Source organism: Alicyclobacillus kakegawensis NBRC 103104, assembly GCF_001552655.1.
Taxonomy (GTDB): Bacteria; Bacillota; Bacilli; order Alicyclobacillales; family Alicyclobacillaceae; genus Alicyclobacillus_G; species Alicyclobacillus_G kakegawensis.
Window position 1 is genome coordinate 45,950 of sequence record NZ_BCRP01000017.1, and the last position, 19,165, is coordinate 65,114.

Below are 19,165 nucleotides of genomic sequence, written 5' to 3' on the forward strand. Positions count from 1 at the left end.
CGTTATGTCGTTGTGTATACCCTGGTTCTCATAGTAACGGGCAGCCGCCCGACGGTCAAACCCGCGCGCGGGCCGATCCCGCACTTACTCCGCCCCGGACAAGCGCTGCACGCTCACCCTAATGCCAGGCCCCATCGTGCTGGAGACCGACAGGTTGCGGAAATACTGCCCCTTCGACGCGGCCGGCTTGGCCTTCTGCAGGGCGTCGACCAGTGTGCGCAGGTTGCCGAGCAACTGCTCCACGTCAAACGACACCTTGCCAATCGGGACGTGGATGTTCCCGGCCTTATCCAACCGATACTCAATCTTACCGGCTTTGATCTCCTGGACCGCGCGGGCCACGTCAAACGTAACCGTGCCGGTCTTCGGATTCGGCATCAGGCCCTTAGGACCGAGGATGCGGCCCAACCGGCCGACCGACCCCATCATGTCGGGCGTCGCGACGACCACATCGAAGTCCATCCACCCCTGGGAGACCCGTTGAATCAGGTCGTCGTCACCGACAAAGTCGGCACCCGCAGCCTGGGCCTCCTTGGCCTTCTCGCCCTTGGCGAACACCAGCACGCGCGCCGTCTTGCCCGTACCGTGCGGCAGGACCACGGCGCCACGGATCTGCTGGTCTTGCTTCTTCGGGTCCACGCCGAGCCGGACCGCAGCCTCCACCGTCTCGTCAAACTTGGCAGTGGCGACCTGCTTCAACAGCTCAATCGCCTCGCGCGGATCGTACTCTTGCGTGCGATCCACCCGTTTGACTGCCTCTTGGAACCGTTTCGATTTCCGAGCCATCCATTTCACCTCCATGTGGTGATGCGGTGCAAGACCTCCCACAAGGGAACTCCAACCCGCGCGGAGATGCCCCCGCGCCCGCTATGCCAGAGAACGGGCAGTCCCCAGGCCTGTTGGGGCGGCCTGAGACGGCTGCCCGTCAATCTTCAATCACAATTCCCATGCTGCGAGCCGTGCCCTCGACCATTCGCATTGCCGCTTCCACCGACGCAGCGTTCAGGTCCGGCATCTTCTGCTCCGCAATCTCGCGCACTTTCGCGCGCTTGAGCGTGGCGACCTTCTTCTTGTTCGGCTCGGACGATCCGGACTCAATTCCGGCCGCCTTCTTCAACAGCACCGCGGCCGGCGGTGTCTTCAGCTCGAACGTGTAAGAGCGGTCTTCATACACGTACAGCACGACCGGGATGATGAGCCCCACCTGATCTGCGGTACGCGCATTGAACTCTTTGCAAAAACCCATGATGTTGCCGACCTGGGCCTGGCCGAGAGCCGGACCGACCGGCGGCGCCGGGGTGGCCTTGCCTGCAGGAATCTGCAGCTTGACAACTTTGATAATCTTCTTCGGCAACCTGTCCACCTCCTTTGCCACATGCTGTGGTGATGCGGGCGTCCGCCCTCCCACGTGGACCGGCCAAACGGCCACCCGCCCGTGACGGAGCGGGGCAAACCCCTCATACGGTCCACATCTATCAGCCGCAGGCAGCGCCTTGACGCGTGCCGCAGCACAGAACGGGCCGTCCCGGCACGTGCGCGGGGCGAACCCTGTTTCTGCCTTAATTTCGGCTCCAGGAAGTTGTCCAGCGTAGGTCCGCAGAACTCAGACGAGCTTTTCCACCTGCGTGAAATCCAGCTCCAGTGGGGTGTCCCGCCCGAACATGGAAACCAGCACACGCAGCTTCTCTTGGTCCAGGTTGATCTCTTCCACAGTGCCCACGAGGTCCGCGAACGGGCCGTGGGTGATGCGCACCGCCTCGCCGATCTCGTAATCCACGCGCGGCTTGACCTCCACGGCTCCCATCTGCGCCAAAATGGCGTTGACCTCCGACGGCAGGAGCGGCACCGGCTTGGAGCCGCCGCCGGCGGAGCCGACGAATCCGGTGACGCCCGGCGTGTTGCGCACGACGTACCAAGAGTCGTCGGTCATAATCATCTCGACCAGGACGTAGCCTGGAAACACCTTGCGCTGGACAACGCGGCGTTTCCCGTTCTTGACCTCCAGCTCGTCCTCGGTCGGCACGACGATGCGGAAGATCTTATCCTCCATGCCCATCGTCTGCACGCGGCTCTCCAGGTTATTCTTCACCTTGTTCTCGTAACCCGAGTAGGTGTGAATCACATACCACTGCTTCTCGAGATTCTCCATGGCGAGGGCGGACCGCCCCGCACCCCCCTATCCCAAGTCGTTTCCAACTCGTCCGGGCGGCACTCCACAGACCGCCGACATGGCGCCTGGCCCTCAGAGGATGCCGACACGGGACGCCGCCCAGCCGACGAGGATGTCAAAGAGCCAGACCAGCAGCCCCATCACCAGACAGGTCGCCAAGGCGACGGCCGTGTAGACCACAACCTCGTTGCGCCGCGGCCAGCGCACCCGCTTTAGTTCCGCAATCGATTCGGCAAAAAACGAGATGACGCCGGTCCGGCGCCGTTTGGGCTGGATTCCGTTTTCCGGAGTGATGTGCTGTTCCGCCACCTGTCAGACCCCTCTTCGCCGACATGCTCTTCGCCCCGCAGCGGCATCCGCTTCCGCCATCCGAACACTGGAGCGCCGTCGAGAACGCTCAGCGGGTCTCGCGGTGCACCGTGTGACCTTTGCAGTATGGGCAAAACTTCCGGAGTTCCAGACGGTCCGGGTCGTTCTTTTTGTTCTTCACCGTCGTATAATTGCGTTGCTTGCAGTCGGTGCAAGCCAGGGTAATGACGACACGCACTTTGGGACACCTCCCTCGCCGACACGTTGCCAGGCGGCACCGCTGTAAAGCAGACACGAACCTTGGCAGACTTTTAATACCTTAGCACAGGGGATGACAAGTGTCAACATAACGAGAGGGCAGATTTAGCGGTTCTGACAGCTGGACGCCAGGTGGATGCTCGCCCGCGCAGCCGTTCACTCAAGCGTAGACATTGCGGTAAGCGAGGTACTTTTCCAGTTTCCGCTTCACCCGCTGCAACGCGTTGTCGATGGATTTCACGTGCCGATCGAGATCGACCGCGATTTCCTGATAGGAACGCCCGTCCAAGTACAGCATCAACACCTTGCGTTCCAAGTCGCTGAGCAATTCCGACATCGTGACCTCAATGGCGTCGAACTCCTCTTGGTGAATGACCATATCCTCCGGGTCGGAAACGCGCACAGTCGAGAGGACATCCAGCAACGTTCTGTCCGAATCCTCGTCATAGATGGGCTTGTCAAGGGAGACATAGGAGTTCAAAGGGATGTGCTTCTGCCTTGTCGCAGTTTTAATAGCGGTGATAATCTGACGGGTGATGCACAGTTCGGCGAACGCCTTGAACGACGTCAGCTTGTCCTCCCGGTAGTCGCGCACAGACTTAAACAGGCCTATCATGCCTTCCTGGACGATGTCTTCCCGGTCGGCCCCGATGAGGAAGTAAGATCGGGCTTTGGCCCGGACGAAGTTGCGGTATTTGTGGACAAGAAACTCCAGGGCTGCATTGTCCCCTCGGTGGACGGCCGCGACCAATTCCTCGTCAGTCATGTCCTCGTAGCGTTTGAGCGGCCCCGTGTGCGCCTGCGTAGACAAAGCGAATCACCCCGAATCCGGCTCTGGATGTGTGGACATTATACATTATGTAATCTCGCAGAATCAACGCTAGACTTACTGCCGCCGCCAGTCTTCCAGCTTTTTTGCCACTTCCGCACTCAAAGCCTCATCCAAACGCGGAGGAGCCGCCTGCACCTCGGCCGCCCGGCGGGAAATCTGCTGTTTGGCTTCGCGCAGGCGCTTGAGCAGCTCCCCCGCGCTGATGCGCAAGGCTCCCCCGCCGAAGGCGACCTGCTGTTCCGCCGCGTCCGAGGTCGCCACCGTGATGTGGTGAAACTGGTCACGCAACTCGTAAACCAGCCGCTCAATCCGCTCGTCCGCGGTCTCCCCAGGAGCGGTGTAGATAGTGCGCCCCCAACTGTGCTGCTCGTCCACCGCCCTGTCCGACGTGCGGCCCGCGTCAAACACGACCACCACCTGCTGCCCGGAAAACGCCCCGTATTCGGACAGGTCCGCGACCAACTCGTCACGTTTCGCCTCCAGGTTAGAAATAGCTCCCAACGGCTGCTGTGCCTGGCGCGCCAGGACATTGTAACCGTCGACAATCAGGCAGGTGCTGTGTCGCCGGCCAGGGGCGCTAGCCCTGGCGCTGCCGAACGACTTCATACAGGAGCACCCCCGCCGCGACCGATGCATTCAGGCTCTGCACACTTCCTTGCATCGGCAGGCGCACAAGGTAGTCACAGTGCTCCTTGACCAGCCGACTGAGCCCCTTGCCTTCCGCCCCGATGACCACCGCCGTCGGCCCCGTGTAATCGACCTGGGTGTATCCCGTTGCCGCGGCCACATCCGTCCCCACCAGCCAATAGCCGGCCGCCTTCAGCCGCTCCATCGCCTGCACCAGATTGCTGACGCGCGCCACTGGCACGTACTCAAGCGCCCCCGCTGCCGCTTTGGCCACCACTTCAGACAGGGGAGCGGAGCGGCGCTTGGCGACCACCACCCCCTGTACCCCGGTTGCGTCCGCTGTGCGCAGGATGGCGCCGAGGTTGTGCGGATCGGCCACACCGTCGAGCAGCACCAGAAGCGGCGTCGATCCCGGCCGCGGAGCCAGTACCTCGTCGAACTCCGCGTAGGTGTGGGCGGCCGCGTAGGCCACCACCCCTTGATGCTGGACGCCTGCCAAACGGGCCAGGCTCGCGCGGGGCGCCCGCTGCACGACAATCCCGGCCCGCCGAGCGCGGGCGAGGATCTCCTGCAGGCTGCCGCCCTCAGCCCCTTCGGCGACGACGATTCGGGAAATCGGCCGACCGGCCTTGAGCGCCTCCAGCACAGGACGGCGGCCTGCCAGTAGGTGGGACGGCTTGTCCGTGGTCATCACTCAACCTCCCATTCATCGGTCAGCGCCAGCGCCCGCTCGCATACGGCGTGCAGCCGCTCGTCTTGGCCGCTGGCGTACAAGTAGCCGAGCAGGCTCTCGAACCCGGTGCTGTGGCGATAGGACAGCGCGTCCGCACTCTTGCGCACATGCCCGGCCTTGGCGTTGCGGCCGCGGCGCAGGAACGACTGCTCCATATCCGTCAACTCCGGCCATAGCGCCTCCGCCAAGCGCGCCTGGGTATCTGCGCGGACGTAGCGGACGGCCGCCTTGTGTAGGTCGTCGGGTTTACGCCGGCCGCGGCCCATCACGTGCTGGCGCACCATCAACTCCCAGACCGCGTCACCCAAATAGGCGAGCGCCAAGGGGGACAGCTCCTGCCACGGAACGTCCGCGTTCACCGCCGGTACCACCGCGTCCCCTGGGGCGTATCTTCAATCGCCACGCCCATGGCGGCCAGTTTGTCGCGGATAGCGTCGGCGCGGGCGAAATCCCGGCGCGCGCGGGCCTCCCGCCTCTCCTCGAGCAGCGCCGCGATGTCCGCCTCCAGCAGTTCTGGCCCGAAATCAGGCGCTATGCCCAGCACGTCGAGCAGTTCCTTGAGCACCCTCCGCCAGTGGCGAATGCCGGCGGATGAGACCAAGTCCTGCTCCAGGTAGAGATTGGCCTGGCGGACGCCCTCAAAAATCGCGGCGATGCCGTCGGCCGAGTTGAAGTCGTCGTCCATGGCCCGGATGAACTGGCTGCGTACGGCGTCTGCCCGGGCGGCCACCTCCGCCTCGTCGTCCGGCAGGTTGACGACCAGATACTGCGGCAGATTGGCCAATCCCTGCTCGCGGTGGTCGAGGTTGCGCAGGCAACGGCGGATGCGCTCCAGCGCCTGCTCCGCCTGGTCCATCGCCTCTTCCGTGTAGTTGAGCGGGTGACGGTATTGGGCGGACAGCAGGAAAAACCGGATGGCCAAGCCCGGCCGGCGCTCCAATAGATCGCGCGTCATGATGAAATTGCCGGTCGACTTGGACATCTTCTCGCCGTTGATGTTGAGCGTTCCGTTGTGCAGCCAGTAGCGGGCAAACGGCTTGTGATTGTGAGCCTCGCTCTGGGCGATCTCGTTCTCATGGTGGGGAAAGACGAGATCCCGGCCGCCCGCGTGAATGTCAATCTGCTCCCCCAGATAGATGTAGTTCATCACCGAACACTCAATGTGCCACCCGGGGCGCCCCGGGCCCCACGGGCTGTCCCAAAACTCTTCGTGCGGCTTGGCCGCCTTCCAGAGCGCGAAGTCGGCGGGATTTTTCTTGCGCTCATTGATCTCAATGCGGAACCCGGCCTGCATTTCGTCAATCGACTGGTGCGACAGCTTGCCGTACTCGGGAAAAGAGGAGGTGTCAAAGTAGACGTCCCCGCCTTCCACGTACGCGTGCCCATTGGCGACAAGGTCCTCAATGAAGCGGATGATCTCGGGAATGCACTCAGTCACCCGCGGGTGCACGCTGGCGCGGCGGATGCCGAGCCGCTCCGCGTCTTCGAAGTAGGCCCGGATGTACGTGTCGGCCACCTCGCGCACCCCGATTCCCAGCTCATTGGCGCGCTGGATGATACGGTCGTCGACATCTGTGAAGTTTTGCACGTAGCGCACCTCGTACCCGCGGTACTCCAGATAGCGGCGAATCATATCAAACACGACGAACATCCGCGCATTGCCGATGTGAAACAGGTTGTATACGGTCGGGCCGCAGGCGTAGAACCTCACCTTGCCCGGCTCCAGCGTCTCCAACGGCTCCTTGTTGCGAGTCAGGCTGTTATATAGCCAAATCGCCACATTCTGACCTCCTCCCACTCCCGACAGCATCCTATGCCAGTGCGTCCGCCAGTCGTGCCTCCACCCATTCCCGCGGCAGCAGGCTGACCGTCTGCTGCAAATCCGGTCCGTGCACGGTGCCGGTCAGGGCCGCCCGCACCGGCATGTACAATCCCCGGCCGCGCACACCCATTTCCTCCTGGATGCGGCGAAAACGGGCGTGGCTGCCCTCGGGTGTCCAAGGCTCCACTCCGGATTGGACCAACTCCAGGTAGCGACGCGCCACCGCCCTGGCGCTTTCCTCTGCGAGCACGGCCTCCGCCTCTGCGGAGAGTTCGACCCTCTGCGTAAAGAACCCGGACGCCAAATCGACAAATTCGTCCGCGCACGCCAATTGCTCCTGGTAGAGCCGCACCACCGCGGCTAACCACTCGCGGCCACAGCCGGGCGGATACGCCACCCCGCGCTCGCGAAGCCGCGCCGCAATCAGGTCTGACACCCGGTCCAAATCGGCCGACTTGAAGTACTGATTGGCCATCCAATGCAGCTTCTGCGCGTCAAAAACAGCACCGCTGGCCCCCACCCGGTCGAGGTCAAAGCGCCGGCAAAGCTCCGCCAACGGCAGGATCTCCTGCTCGTCCCCCGGCGACCAACCGAGCAACGCGAGAAAGTTGACCAGCGCCTCCGGCAGGTAGCCCTGCTGCCGGTAGACGTGAACCGGGAGCACGTCCGGATCGCGCTTGCTCAATTTCTTCCGGTGTTCGTTGAGCACCTGGGGCAGGTGAGCGAATACGGGCGCCGGCCAACCGAGCGCCTGGTACACCAACAACTGTCTGGGCGTGTTGGAGAGGTGTTCTTCGCCACGGATAACGTGCGTGATCTCCATCTCGGCGTCGTCCACGACCACCTGGAAGTTGTAGGTCGGCATCCCGTTCGTCTTGACAATGACAAAGTCGCCCAAGTCATCACTGGCAAACTCCACACGGCCGCGAATCGCATCGGTGACAGTCAAGGTCTGTCCGCTCGGCACGGCCAACCGCCAGGTGTGCGCCAGGCCTTCATCGAGGCGCCGCTGCCGCTCCCGTTCCGGCAGGCGCCGGCAGCGCCCGCTGTAACGCGGGGCCACCCCTTCGCGCAGCGCCGCTTGCCTGTCCGCCTCCAACTCCTCGGCTGTGCAAAAACACGGGTACGCCCAGCCCGTCTCGACCAGGCGCGCCAGCGCGGCCTGATACCTGGGCAACCGTTCGGTGCATCGGTAGGGACCGTGCGGTCCGCCGATGTCCGGTCCTTCGTCCCAATCGATGCCCAACCAGCGGAAGCCGTCCAGCATCTCGGCCTCCGCCCCTTCGACGTGCCGCTCCGTATCGGTATCCTCGATACGCAGCAGAAACTGGCCGCCGTGGTGGCGGGCAAACAGCCAGTTGAACAGGGCTGTGCGGACCCCGCCGATATGTAAGTGTCCGGTTGGGCTGGGCGCATAGCGTACGCGGACGGTCATCGTTCCCCATCCCCCGCCTCGTCGCTGCCGCCATCCGCCAGCATGGGTTCCAACAGGGCCACCGCCTGCGCCGCTATCCCTTCTTCGCGGCCGACAAAGCCCAACCGCTCGGTCGTCGTGGCCTTGACGCTGATGCGCCCCGTCTGCACCTGGAACAATTCGGCCATGACCTGCCGCATAGCCGGAATGTGGGGAGCCAGCTTGGGGCGCTCGCACAACACCATCACATCCAGATTGCCCAGCCGGTAACCCCGCTCGCGCACCTGCCCGTACACCTCGCGCGCCAGCCGGCGGCTGTCGGCACCGCGAAAGCGCGGGTCTGTGTTGGGAAAGTGTTGCCCGATGTCCCCAAGCGCCAGGGCGCCGAGCATGGCGTCCATGACGGCGTGCAGCACCACGTCCGCGTCGGAATGGCCGTCCAGGCCGCGTTCATACGGGATGGCCACGCCACCGAGGACGAGCGGTCGCTCCTCCACCAGCGGATGCACATCAAAACCGATGCCAATTCGCACCCGAATGCCTCCTCACCTACGAAAGGACCGGCACACACAGCGCCGGTCCCAATCTGCATCCCACATTGCGTACGTACCTGATTATATACCACATTGTCCCGCCGCACACCAACCTGGGCCCGGAAAAACGCCTACAGCGCCTTTTCCAGCAGCTTCGGTTTGGCGAAAATCATCCGCCCGGCCGAGGTCTGCAAGACACTCGTGACCAGCACCTCAACACGGCCGCCGATGTACTCGCGCCCCCCCTCGATGACAATCATCGTGCCGTCGTCCAAATAGGCCACGCCCTGGTTGTGCTCTTTGCCGTCCTTGATCACCTGCACGTTCAACTCTTCACCCGGCAGCACAATCGGCTTCAACGCGTTGGCCAGGTCATTGATGTTCAACACGTGCACGCCCTGCAGTTCGCACACCTTGTTGAGGTTGAAATCGTTGGTGACCACCTTGCCCTGAATCTGCTTGGCGAGGCGCACCAACTTGCTGTCCACCTCTTGAATGTCGTCGAAGTCCTTTTCCAACACCTGCACGCGCACCTTGGAATCCTTTTGGATCCGCCCCAACACGTCGAGCCCGCGGCGGCCGCGGTTGCGCTTGAGGACATCCGACGAATCGGCGATGTGCTGCAACTCCTCCAGCACAAACGAGGGGATGACCAGCACACCGTCGAGAAATCCGGTTTCGACCAGGTCGGCGATGCGCCCGTCGATGATCACGCTCGTATCGAGCAGCTTGGCTTCGCCGGGGCGAAACCCGGTCTTTTTGTCCCGATCCTTGTCTTTGTCTTTATCCCGGTCTCGGTGCGGCAGCTTGCCCGCGAAAACACTCACCACTTCTTCCCGTTTGGTGAAACCGATGCGCAAACCGATGTACGCCAGCAGCAGCGTGACGAAGAACTGTATCGGCAGCCCGACCAACGGGATCGTGCGCAAAGCCGAAGTGAACAGGTAAGCGACCAGGAGTCCAATCACCATCCCGATGGTGCCGCTGATGATGTCCGCCAGTGGCGTCTTTTGCAATTTGTCTTCCAGCCAGCGAATGAGCGCGGTCAGGTAGTTGACCAGCCAAGTGGTTGTCAAAACCAAGATGGCGCCACCGAGCGCTGCCCCGAACAACCGGGACGTGAACGGCCGCGAGGACAGATGGAAGACTTGCGTAAATAAGTCTGGGGCAAAGGTGTACCCGAGGACTATGCCAATCACCGCAAAGAACAAATGGACGAATCTCTTCAACATACGAATGTTTCACCTCCTCAATACGAGTATGGGCAAAATTCGGATGGTCAAACCGGTCCGAATGGAACACGCATGTGAAAAGTTTTCTTGCACCACATTTTTTCGCACCACATCAGCCCCGCGTCAGCACGCATCTGAGCTTAACGGATGATCCTTGAACCGGGCTCAAAATCCGGCCGGCCGCCGGAAAAACCGTAAAAATAAGGATAAAGCGGCGAGGAATCCGTGCCGATGAACCCAGACGTCTGCAAAATATTGGGGTGCCACCCCTAGTGTAACACCCGCCCGCCGAATGCGTCAAAACCCCGCGCCCGAGGAAACACCGCGGACACGGGGTGGCCGACCGTTCTGCCTTTCACTTCAACCCAGGTTTGTACGGTTTGATGTCCGCATCGCGCCGGCCCCTGTGCAGGCGCCGATGCAGCGCGTAGCCGAAGCCGCAGACCGCGTACAGGGCCAGCGGGACAAAGATCAGCCGATTGAGCCCCGCATAGTGGTAACGGAACAACAGATACACGCAGGCGACCAACAGCGGCACCACGACCACCGCGGAGCGCGGGAGAGCTACCCGCTTGAAGTTCGGGTACCGTGTACGGCTGACCATCAGCAAGGCGAGGATGAGCATGCCGATGGGCAGGGCCACCTTCGAATGGCGGATGATATCCCCATATAGCGCCATGGTCGCCAGGATGCCGCCAGCCGCGGTGATGGGCAAACCAACAAAACAAGCGGCCGAGCGGGCCTGGATGTTGAACCGCGCCAAACGCAAAGCGCCGCAGACCGGAAACAGGACGGCCAGCAGCGTGCCGACCCAACCCAAATATTGCAGGACCTCTTGGTACATGATGAAGGATGGAGCCACTCCAAATGTGACAATATCAGATAATGAGTCCAGTTCCCTTCCAAACGCGCTTTCAGCGCGCAGCCAACGGGCGGCCCGTCCATCTAATCCATCCAGGACCATGCCAGCAATGACAAGGAGGGCCGCCTCGGCGGTGTTGCCACGGACCGCGCCCAGCATGGCCACAAACCCGATAATTAAGTTCCCAACAGTCAACAGACTTGGGATGGCTTTGACAAACAATGAACACCCTCCTTGGACGATCCGCCCGACCGCCCACCTGCCGCGTCCCCGCGCGTTTAGATGTGGCGGTCAATAAACACCTGCTCCTGAATCCGCTTCAGGCCTTCTCGCGTCGTGCGGGCGCGCACCGCGCCAATCCCATCTACCTGGTCCAGGTCTTCGATGCTGGCCGAGAGGATGTTGCTCAGTGATGTAAAGTGTCCCACAAGATTCTCGATGATGGGCTGGGGCAGGCGTGAAATCTTGTTCAAGATCCGGTAACCCCTGGATGAGAGGGGCTCATCGCTGATATTGGTCACGTCGTGGTAGCCGAGGAGACGTGCCAACACCAGGCCGTCCAGCAGCTGTTCCGAGTCGAGCGCGTGGATGTCGGACAGGATTTGGTGCGGGGTCTTCTCTTGGCCCGGCGCCATGTAATCCTTGACCAGGAGATACGCCTCCTCGTCCACCCGCGACACCAGTTCCTCCAATTGCATGCGGATAAGCCGCCCCTCGCTTCCCAACTCCGTGATGTACCGGCGAATTTCCGACTTAATCCGCAACACCAGCTCGAACCGCTGCAAGACGGTGGTCACTTCCTGCAGGGTGACCAGCTCCTCGAACTCCAAGGCGCTCAGGTTGGTCAGCGCCTGGTCCAGCACCGCCTTGTATTTCTCCAGCGTCTGCATGGCTTGGTTGGCCTTGGTCAAGATGACGCCGATATCCTTCAAGGAGTATTTGAAATTGCCCTGGTATAATGTGATGACGTTACGCCGCTGCGAAATGCAGATAACCAACTGGCCCGTCTGACGCGCCACCCGCTCCGCGGTGCGGTGGCGTGTGCCGGTCTCCGACGTGGGCAGCCGGTGGTCCGGATTGAGATTCGTGTTGGCGTAATGAATCTTTTTCAGGTCCTCGCTGACAATAATGGCCCCGTCCATCTTGGCCAACTCGTACAGATTGGAGGGAGTGAGGTCGCACTGGATGGAAAAACCGCCGTCCATCAGACTGGCCACCGCATCCGTCGCCCCGACCACAATCAAGGCCCCCGTCTTCGCCCGCAGGATGTTTTCCATGCCTTCCCGCAACACAGTGCCGGGCGCCACCATTCTCAGCGTCTTGTTGATGGTCGCTTCGCGCTTGCTATCGTCCCGCATCAGACACCTCTACATCACCTGCCGCAATGCATCGTGCAGGGTTTCCACCGCCACAACCTCGATGTTCAGATTCAACTTCAGTCCGCGCATGCTGCGCGCCGGCACCAGGCAACGGGAAAAGCCCAGTCTGTCCGCTTCGCGGATGCGTTGTTCCAAGCGGCTGACAGATCGGACCTCGCCTGTCAGGCCCACTTCTCCCATGTACACATCGCCTGCCGGCAGGGCTTGGTCCCGGTAACTGGAAATGAGTGCCAGGGCCAAGCCCAAATCGATGGCGGGTTCATCCACCTTGACCCCGCCGGCGATGTTGACGTACGCGTCCGCGTTTTGCAGCCGCAAGCCCAAGCGCCGCTCCAGGACCGCGAGCATCAAGCACATGCGATTGTAGTCGGCACCCGTCACCATCCGGCGCGGATTGGCAAACCCGGAAGGGGCAATCAGCGCCTGCACTTCGACCAATAGCGGGCGGGATCCTTCCATGGCAGCCGTCACGGCCGAACCTGGGGCGCTGCCGCTGCGCTCGGACAGAAACAACTCCGACGGGTTGGCGACCTCCCGCAGGCCATCCTCCTTCATCTCGAAAATGGCCAGCTCATTTGTAGAACCGAAGCGGTTTTTCACTGCCCTCAATATTCTATAAGTATGATGCCGTTCCCCTTCAAAGTAAAGCACCGCATCCACCATGTGTTCGAGCACGCGCGGACCGGCGAGGCTCCCGTCTTTGGTCACATGGCCGACGATGAACGTGGCGATGCCGCGCCGCTTGGCCACCTGCAGGAGCATGCCGGTGCACTCCCGGATCTGCGACACACTGCCCGGAGCCGAAGAGAGCTCGGCGGCATACACGGTCTGAATCGAGTCCACCACCAAGAACTGCGGCCCCACTTCCTCGACCACCGCCAGCGCCCGCTCCATCTCGGTCTCTCCCAACACGTACAGCCGGTCCGCCAACGCGCCCAAGCGCTCCGCCCGCAGTTTGATCTGCTGCACCGACTCCTCGCCGGAGACGTAGAGCACGTCCCCCGTCTGCGCCAACTGCTGGGAGACCTGCAGCAGCAGCGTGGATTTGCCTATGCCTGGATCACCCCCAACCAACACGAGCGATCCGGCCACCACCCCGCCGCCCAGCACTCGGTCCAGCTCACTGATGCCGCTGGCCAAACGGCCGCTCTCCTGCATGGGCACGGCGGCCAATTTGCGCACCACGCCGTCCTCGGGCAGCCAGGACGATGCCCGCCGCGTCGAGACAGGCTGCAATTTCTCTTCCACCAGCGTGTTCCACTGCCCGCACCCCGGACAGTGTCCAATCCACTTCACAGACCCGTGCCCGCAGGCCTGACACACGTAGCGAGTCTTCACTTTTGCCATGCCACCGCCCCCATACGCCCCCATCATACCGCAACGAGGGAGCGAAAGAGCAAAAACGGCGGGGAAAAATCCCCGCCGACAGGAGCAAACGCGCCGGCGGCCGGGGCCGGCGCTTGGAAACCTCAGCACCTCAGGTGGTCTCGGCAACAGCCGGCTCCACCTTCAGGGCGCCGTCCACGACATCCAGCCGCACCTTGTCGCCGCGCTTGACTTCGCCGCTGAGCAGCGCCTCGGACAGCCGGTCTTCGATGTGGCGCTGGATCGCGCGCTTGAGCGGGCGGGCGCCGTACTGAGGGTCAAATCCTTCCTTGGCCAGGAACTGTTTGGCGGCATCGGTCAGGGTGAACTCAATGTCCTGCTCCTGCAGCCGCTTCTGCAGGTCCCGCACCATCAACTCCACAATGCGGGCAATCTCGGCTTCATCGAGCGGATGGAAGACGATGATCTCGTCAATCCGGTTCAGAAACTCCGGCCGGAAGGTGCGCTTGAGTTCGTCCATCACCTTATCCTTCATGTCCTGATACTCATGCGCCGTATCCGGCTTGAACCCGAGCGTCCCGCCCTTGCGAATCATCTCCGCGCCGACATTGGAGGTCATGATGATGACCGTGTTGCGGAAATCCACCGTGCGGCCTTTGCCGTCCGTCAAGCGCCCGTCATCGAGCACTTGCAAAAGGATGTTGAACACCTCCGGGTGCGCCTTTTCCACCTCGTCGAGCAGGACCACCGAATACGGCTTGCGCCGCACCTTCTCGGTCAGTTGACCGCCCTCCTCGTAGCCGACGTATCCGGGAGGGGCCCCGACCAAGCGGGCCGTCGAGTGGCGCTCCATGAATTCGGACATGTCGATGCGAATCATCGCATCCTCGTCGCCGAACATCGCTTCGGCCAGCGCTCGGGCCAGCTCCGTCTTGCCGACACCGGTCGGCCCCAGGAACACGAACGATCCGATGGGCCGCTTGGGGTCCTTCAGCCCGGCGCGGGCACGGCGAATGGCGCGGGCGACAGCGGTGACCGCCTCCTCCTGGCCAACCACCCGTTCGTGCAGGATCTTCTCCAGGTTCATCAGCCGCTCCGATTCTTCCTGGGCCAACTGTTTGACCGGAATGCCGGTCCACGACGAGACGATGTAGGCGATGTCCTCGGCGGTCACGCGAACGTCGTGATCACTCTGAGCCCGCTTCCACTCTTCTTTGCGCTCCTCCAGTTCCTGCTTGAGCTTCTGCTCCTGGTCGCGCAGCGCCGCCGCCTTCTCAAATTCTTGGCTCTGCACGGCCGCGTCTTTCTCGTTGCGCACCCGTTCCAGCTTCTGCTCCAACTCTTTCAGGTTCGGCGGCGCCGTGCGCGTGCGCAACCGCACCCGCGAGGCCGCTTCGTCAATCAGGTCAATCGCCTTGTCGGGCAGGAAGCGGTCGGTGATGTACCGGTCGGACAGCTTGACCGCAGCCTCCAGCGCCTCATCTGTGATCTTCACGCGGTGGTGCGCCTCGTAACGGTCGCGCAGCCCGTGCAGAATCTGCACCGCTTCCTCCGGCGTCGGCTGGTCCACCATGATGGGCTGAAAGCGCCGCTCCAGAGCTGCGTCCTTTTCGATGTGCTTGCGGTACTCGTCGAGCGTGGTCGCGCCGATGCACTGCAGCTCGCCGCGCGCCAGGGCCGGTTTGAGGATGTTGGACGCGTCTATGGCCCCTTCCGCGCCGCCGGCGCCAATCAGCGTGTGCAACTCGTCAATGAACAGGATGACGTTGCCGGCCTGTCGGATCTCCTCCATGATCTTCTTCAACCGATCCTCAAACTCGCCGCGGTATTTGGTTCCGGCCACCACCGTGCCCATGTCGAGCACCATCACGCGCTTGTTGCGCAGGGTCTCCGGAATCTCGCCGGCGACGATGCGTTCCGCCAGTCCCTCCGCGATTGCCGTCTTGCCGACGCCCGGCTCACCAATCAGCACCGGGTTGTTCTTGGTCCGCCGCGAGAGCACCTGGATGACCCGTTCAATCTCCAGGTTGCGACCGATGACCGGATCGAGCTTGCCGTCGCGGGCCATCTGCGTCAGGTCGCGGGCCAGGCTGTCCAGTGTCGGCGTGCCGGCCGCGTCCTTGTCCGGGCCGCCGTCGACCACGTCGCCACCGAGCAGCTGCAGCACCTGCTGACGGGCCTTGTTGAGGCTCACACCCAGGTTGGCCAGGACACGGGCGGCCACGCCCTCCCCTTCGCGAATCAAGCCGAGCAGGATGTGCTCCGTGCCCACGTAGGTGTGGTTCAGCTTGCGGGCCTCGTCAATCGACAGCTCAATCACCTTTTTGGCGCGTGGGGTGTAGGTCATCGGTCCCACCTGGCTCTGCCCGGGGCCGATGATCTTCTCCACCTCCGCCTGCACCTTGTCGGCGCTGACCCCAAGGCTGGTCAACGCCTTGGCGGCGATGCCTTCGCCTTCACGCACCAGCCCGAGCAAAATATGCTCTGTGCCGACGCCGGGATGGCGTAAACGGGCGGCTTCCTCTTGCGCCAATGCGAGCACCTTCTGGGCCCTTTCTGTAAAACGAGCGTACATATTCAATGCACCTCCGCATCGTCCATTCTGAGTCGTTCGCGAATCAGTGCAGCCCTGCGAATGTCACGTTCCGCTGGCGAAAGCTCCTCATTATAATATTTCTGCAGAAAAGCCGGCTGACTCATCACCATCAACTCCTTGAGGATACCTGCCGAAACGCCCTTGATGATGCCAAGGTCTATCCCCAAGCGCACGTCGGACAGCCGCTGCAGGGTCTCCTTCGAATCCATGCGCCGGGCGTAGGCGAGGATGCCAAACGAGCGGCAGACCCTGTCCTCCAGGCCTTCACGCATCTCCGACAGCAGGTAGCGACGGGCGGATCGCTCATGGTCAATCAGCTGCTGGACAACACCACTGAGGTTTTGCAAGATCTCTTGCTCAGACTCTCCCAACGTAACCTGGTTCGACACCTGGAACAGATTTCCTGCCGACTCGCTGCCCTCGCCGTAAATCCCGCGTACGGTCAGGCCCACGTGCGACACCGCGCCCAACATCCGCTCAATCTGACCGGTCAGCACCAGTCCAGGCACGTGCATCATGACGGAGGCGCGGATGCCGGTGCCCACATTGGTGGGACAGGCGGTGAGATACCCGAGGCGCTCGTCGAAAGCGTAAACCATATGGCTCTCCAGGGCGTCATCCACCTTGTTCGCCAACTGCCACGCCTCATTGAGCCGAAGCCCCGGCAGGATGCATTGGATGCGCAGATGGTCCTCCTCGTTGATCATGATGCTGACCAGCTCGTCCTCACGCAGGGCGACGGCACCATGCCGCTCGGCCGCCGCCAGGTCCTTGCTTATCAGGTGCTTCTCCACCAGGACCTGCCGGTCCAGCGGCGAGGTTTCGGAACAGCGCAGCAGGTCGAACTTACCCAGCGCCCGGAACTCAGGCGTGTCCATCGCGCGCCGCATCGTATCAATCACCTGGTTGGCGTGACTGTCGGTCTGCAGAATCGGAAACGGCACGTCATCCAGATTGCGGGCGATGCGCACGCGGCTGGTGACCACAATGTCGTCCTCCGGCCCGCCGTCTTTCATCCAACGGCTGGTCGCACGCTTGAGGAAATCACTGAGAGACATCGGCTCACCCCCGATTGGATTCCAGCTGCTCTTCGAGGCTTCGGATTTGGTCGCGGATGCGGGCGGCCTCCTCAAACCGCTCGAAGGCGACGGCCTGTTTCAGCTCCTGGCGCAGCCGCTCCAGGTGCTTGCGCAGCTGCACCTGCTTGCCCGCGTGCACCGGGATCTTGCCCATGTGCTCCGTGCCGTTTTGAATCCGTTTCAGCAGCGGATCCAGCCGCCCGGCGAAGCTCTCGTAACAGTGCGGGCAGCCCAGCCGACCGACCTCGGTGAACTGCTGGTAGGTCATCCCGCAGTTGCTGCAGCGGGCCTGCGACGGCGTAGGACTGAAACCAGGCGAAGACTCCATGTTGAGCAGCCCGCTGAGTAAATGGTTGAAATCCAGCGTCTGCATCGGCGCCGTGAAGAAAGTCCCCTGTTCGCGCGCGCACTTTTCGCACAGGTGCTGAACGCTTTTTTGACCGTTGACAATCTTGGTGAACTGCACGGTTGCCGGTCGCTGTTGACAACGTTGGCAGAGCACCGCTGCCACCTCCTGTATCGCTATGCCTCGGCCGCCAGCGCGAGCAACATGCGGATGACGAGACGAGCGCGCAGTTGATCCCGATAGGGCAGATCCACATATAACGCGTCGCGGCTGACCGCCGCCTTCAAGAGCGCAGCCTCGCGCGCGCTCAACAGCCGTTCCTGCTCAAGCCGTTCAATAAGACCCTCGGCTTCTCGCTGGGAGAGACTGTCACCTATCGATTGAGCCGCCCGCACCAGCGGCTGATCCCCGCCCAAACGGACCCGGCGGATGCGGATATACCCGCCGCCTCCCCGCTTGGACTCGACAATGTAGCCCTGTTCCGCGGAGAAGCGGGTGCTGATAACGTAGTTGATCTGAGACGGAACGCACTCGAACAGCTCCGCCAATTCGCTGCGCTGCAGCTCGACCATCCCGGACGGACTCTGTTCCAAAATCCGCTTCAGGTGCTGCTCGATGTAGTCGGACATGTTCCCCGCCAATGAACTCCCCCTCACTTCGAGCACGCTGTCAAACCGAGATGCAACCCGGACGTCTGCGTCCGTTGTTTTCGCGGTTTGACTTTGTCTTTCCTTGACTTTGACTAACCTTGACCTTATTATATCGCTTGCGTTGAGAAATGCAACCCGGTGCAGAAAAAACTGTCCACCTTTTAGAGTGCCCGCTCTGCGGCCGTGTCAAACGATCCGTTTTGTTTCCCCACGGCTTGCCTGCGTGCCGCCACACCCGGCCACCCGACCAAACGGTCGTTGACCATGGCCCCGTTTGGCGCTACACTTTTCTGCAAATCGCCTGTTGATCTGATTCTATAAAGCGGGACGACGATAGGAGAAAGGTTGATCCTCTGGTGGCATCCAACAAGCAGAAGGAGATTGCGCTGGCGGCTGTGAAACTGTTCGAACAGAAGGGGTACCACGCAACCTCCGTGCAGGACATCGCGGATGAGGTCGGGCTGCAAAAGGGCAGTCTGTATCACTATATTCATTCTAAGGAGGACCTTTTACTGCAGATTGCGCACCAGGCCATCACCGACTTCAACCAGCGCCTGGAACAAGTGATCTCCTCCGACATGTCCGCGAAAGACAAGCTCATACAAGCCATCGAAAACCACCTCACGGTCTCGATTTCCAATCTCCAGACGACCACGGTGTTGCTGCGCGAAACGTTTTCCCTCGGAGAACCGCAGCACCAGGTGATTCAGGCCCTGACAGACCGCTATTTGAACCTGTGGACGCAGATTTTGCTGGATGGCAAGAAGAGCGGTGAGTTTGTCGTCGAAGAGCCAAAGATTGCTGCGCTCGCCCTGCTGGGAGCGTGCAACTGGGTGTACCGGTGGTATCGCCCGGAAGGAGCCCTGGGGGCAAAGGAAATCACCCAAGTGTTCAGTGAACTGTTTCTGCGTGGCCTCTTGGCCCATCCGTCCGCGCTTGATGACGGTGTCCATCCGCGATAATCCGGCCCGCCGCTCGGAAGCCGGACCTCGCCCGG

At 62.0% G+C, this 19,165-nt stretch carries 21 protein-coding genes; 1 reads left to right on the forward strand and 20 read right to left on the reverse strand.

The genetic code is table 11. From position 1 onward, the window contains the following. Positions 1–84: 84 nt before the first annotated feature. The 20 genes from rplA to AK2_RS12625 form a co-directional block, all read right to left on the reverse strand. Entirely contained in the window at positions 85–786 is a 702-nt protein-coding gene (gene rplA, locus AK2_RS12530; protein WP_067934913.1) for a 50S ribosomal protein L1, read from the reverse strand. A gap of 139 nt (positions 787–925) precedes the next feature. After that, entirely contained in the window at positions 926–1,354 is a 429-nt protein-coding gene (gene rplK, locus AK2_RS12535) for a 50S ribosomal protein L11 (protein ID WP_067928180.1), read from the reverse strand. 249 nt (positions 1,355–1,603) lie between these two features. Continuing rightward, positions 1,604–2,149 (reverse strand): transcription termination/antitermination protein NusG, encoded by a 546-nt coding sequence (gene nusG / locus AK2_RS12540; protein WP_067928183.1) that lies wholly within the window; start codon positions 2,147–2,149, stop codon positions 1,604–1,606. A gap of 93 nt (positions 2,150–2,242) precedes the next feature. After that, positions 2,243–2,479 (reverse strand): preprotein translocase subunit SecE, encoded by a 237-nt coding sequence (gene secE / locus AK2_RS12545; protein WP_245632899.1) that lies wholly within the window; start codon positions 2,477–2,479, stop codon positions 2,243–2,245. Between the two features lie 88 nt (positions 2,480–2,567). Continuing rightward, positions 2,568–2,717, reverse strand: coding sequence for a 50S ribosomal protein L33 (rpmG, locus tag AK2_RS12550; RefSeq protein ID WP_067934915.1), 150 nt, complete (start codon positions 2,715–2,717; stop codon positions 2,568–2,570). 180 nt (positions 2,718–2,897) lie between these two features. After that, the gene (sigH, locus tag AK2_RS12555; protein WP_083521166.1) at positions 2,898–3,548 is read right to left on the reverse strand and encodes an RNA polymerase sporulation sigma factor SigH; all 651 of its coding nucleotides are present in this window, start codon (positions 3,546–3,548) and stop codon (positions 2,898–2,900) included. 75 nt (positions 3,549–3,623) lie between these two features. Beyond that, a complete protein-coding gene (locus AK2_RS12560) occupies positions 3,624–4,175 on the reverse strand; it encodes an NYN domain-containing protein (RefSeq protein WP_067934917.1) in 552 nt (183 codons plus the stop codon). Further along, positions 4,147–4,887 (reverse strand): 23S rRNA (guanosine(2251)-2'-O)-methyltransferase RlmB, encoded by a 741-nt coding sequence (gene rlmB, locus AK2_RS12565; RefSeq protein WP_067934919.1) that lies wholly within the window; start codon positions 4,885–4,887, stop codon positions 4,147–4,149. Before rlmB ends, AK2_RS12560 begins: the two co-directional genes overlap by 29 nt. Further along, on the reverse strand, positions 4,887–5,288 hold the full coding sequence (locus tag AK2_RS12570; RefSeq protein ID WP_067934965.1) for a Mini-ribonuclease 3: 402 nt from the start codon (positions 5,286–5,288) through the stop codon (positions 4,887–4,889). The genes rlmB and AK2_RS12570 overlap by 1 nt, the downstream gene beginning before the upstream one ends. Beyond that, positions 5,285–6,709 carry a cysteine--tRNA ligase gene (cysS, locus tag AK2_RS12575; RefSeq protein WP_067934921.1) on the reverse strand — a complete coding sequence of 475 codons (1,425 nt, stop codon included), beginning with the start codon at positions 6,707–6,709 and terminating at the stop codon, positions 5,285–5,287. The genes AK2_RS12570 and cysS overlap by 4 nt, the downstream gene beginning before the upstream one ends. A gap of 31 nt (positions 6,710–6,740) precedes the next feature. Then, entirely contained in the window at positions 6,741–8,186 is a 1,446-nt protein-coding gene (gene gltX, locus AK2_RS12580; RefSeq protein ID WP_067934924.1) for a glutamate--tRNA ligase, read from the reverse strand. Beyond that, positions 8,183–8,698 (reverse strand): 2-C-methyl-D-erythritol 2,4-cyclodiphosphate synthase, encoded by a 516-nt coding sequence (ispF, locus tag AK2_RS12585; protein ID WP_067934926.1) that lies wholly within the window; start codon positions 8,696–8,698, stop codon positions 8,183–8,185. Before ispF ends, gltX begins: the two co-directional genes overlap by 4 nt. Positions 8,699–8,829: 131 nt before the next feature. Beyond that, entirely contained in the window at positions 8,830–9,930 is a 1,101-nt protein-coding gene (locus tag AK2_RS12590; protein WP_067934928.1) for a PIN/TRAM domain-containing protein, read from the reverse strand. A gap of 355 nt (positions 9,931–10,285) precedes the next feature. Beyond that, positions 10,286–11,014, reverse strand: a complete 729-nt coding sequence (pssA, locus tag AK2_RS12595) for a CDP-diacylglycerol--serine O-phosphatidyltransferase (RefSeq protein ID WP_067934931.1) — start codon at positions 11,012–11,014, stop codon at positions 10,286–10,288. Positions 11,015–11,070: 56 nt separating this feature from the next. Next, positions 11,071–12,150: a DNA integrity scanning diadenylate cyclase DisA gene (gene disA, locus AK2_RS12600; RefSeq protein WP_067934935.1), complete on the reverse strand. Its 1,080-nt coding sequence runs from the start codon at positions 12,148–12,150 to the stop codon at positions 11,071–11,073. A gap of 9 nt (positions 12,151–12,159) precedes the next feature. Further along, complete coding sequence (gene radA / locus AK2_RS12605; protein ID WP_067934937.1) at positions 12,160–13,518, reverse strand: DNA repair protein RadA; 1,359 nt, start codon at positions 13,516–13,518, stop codon at positions 12,160–12,162. Between the two features lie 130 nt (positions 13,519–13,648). Beyond that, a complete protein-coding gene (locus AK2_RS12610) occupies positions 13,649–16,072 on the reverse strand; it encodes an ATP-dependent Clp protease ATP-binding subunit (RefSeq protein ID WP_067934939.1) in 2,424 nt (807 codons plus the stop codon). 2 nt (positions 16,073–16,074) lie between these two features. Next, complete coding sequence (gene mcsB / locus AK2_RS12615; protein WP_067934942.1) at positions 16,075–17,151, reverse strand: protein arginine kinase; 1,077 nt, start codon at positions 17,149–17,151, stop codon at positions 16,075–16,077. A gap of 4 nt (positions 17,152–17,155) precedes the next feature. Then, the gene (locus AK2_RS12620; RefSeq protein ID WP_067934944.1) at positions 17,156–17,674 is read right to left on the reverse strand and encodes a UvrB/UvrC motif-containing protein; all 519 of its coding nucleotides are present in this window, start codon (positions 17,672–17,674) and stop codon (positions 17,156–17,158) included. A gap of 20 nt (positions 17,675–17,694) precedes the next feature. Then, entirely contained in the window at positions 17,695–18,147 is a 453-nt protein-coding gene (locus tag AK2_RS12625; protein ID WP_067934968.1) for a CtsR family transcriptional regulator, read from the reverse strand. A 377-nt stretch (positions 18,148–18,524) separates the two neighbouring features. On the opposite strand from AK2_RS12625, the gene AK2_RS12630 reads away from it, so the two are divergent. Beyond that, the gene (locus AK2_RS12630; protein ID WP_067934947.1) at positions 18,525–19,130 is read left to right on the forward strand and encodes a TetR/AcrR family transcriptional regulator; all 606 of its coding nucleotides are present in this window, start codon (positions 18,525–18,527) and stop codon (positions 19,128–19,130) included. The last annotated feature ends 35 nt before the right edge of the window (positions 19,131–19,165 follow it).

Excerpts from the sequence above, each read along its gene's own strand:
- rplA (WP_067934913.1), bottom strand. The coding sequence starts at position 786 with ATGGCTCGGAAATCGAAACGGTTCCAAGAGGCAGTCAAACGGGTGGAT.
- nusG (WP_067928183.1), bottom strand. The coding sequence starts at position 2,149 with ATGGAGAATCTCGAGAAGCAGTGGTATGTGATTCACACCTACTCGGGT.
- AK2_RS12560 (WP_067934917.1), bottom strand. The coding sequence starts at position 4,175 with ATGAAGTCGTTCGGCAGCGCCAGGGCTAGCGCCCCTGGCCGGCGACAC.
- rlmB (WP_067934919.1), bottom strand. The coding sequence starts at position 4,887 with ATGACCACGGACAAGCCGTCCCACCTACTGGCAGGCCGCCGTCCTGTG.
- gltX (WP_067934924.1), bottom strand. The coding sequence starts at position 8,186 with ATGACCGTCCGCGTACGCTATGCGCCCAGCCCAACCGGACACTTACAT.
- AK2_RS12590 (WP_067934928.1), bottom strand. The coding sequence starts at position 9,930 with ATGTTGAAGAGATTCGTCCATTTGTTCTTTGCGGTGATTGGCATAGTC.
- disA (WP_067934935.1), bottom strand. The coding sequence starts at position 12,150 with ATGCGGGACGATAGCAAGCGCGAAGCGACCATCAACAAGACGCTGAGA.
- radA (WP_067934937.1), bottom strand. The coding sequence starts at position 13,518 with ATGGCAAAAGTGAAGACTCGCTACGTGTGTCAGGCCTGCGGGCACGGG.
- AK2_RS12610 (WP_067934939.1), bottom strand. The coding sequence starts at position 16,072 with ATGTACGCTCGTTTTACAGAAAGGGCCCAGAAGGTGCTCGCATTGGCG.
- mcsB (WP_067934942.1), bottom strand. The coding sequence starts at position 17,151 with ATGTCTCTCAGTGATTTCCTCAAGCGTGCGACCAGCCGTTGGATGAAA.
- AK2_RS12625 (WP_067934968.1), bottom strand. The coding sequence starts at position 18,147 with ATGTCCGACTACATCGAGCAGCACCTGAAGCGGATTTTGGAACAGAGT.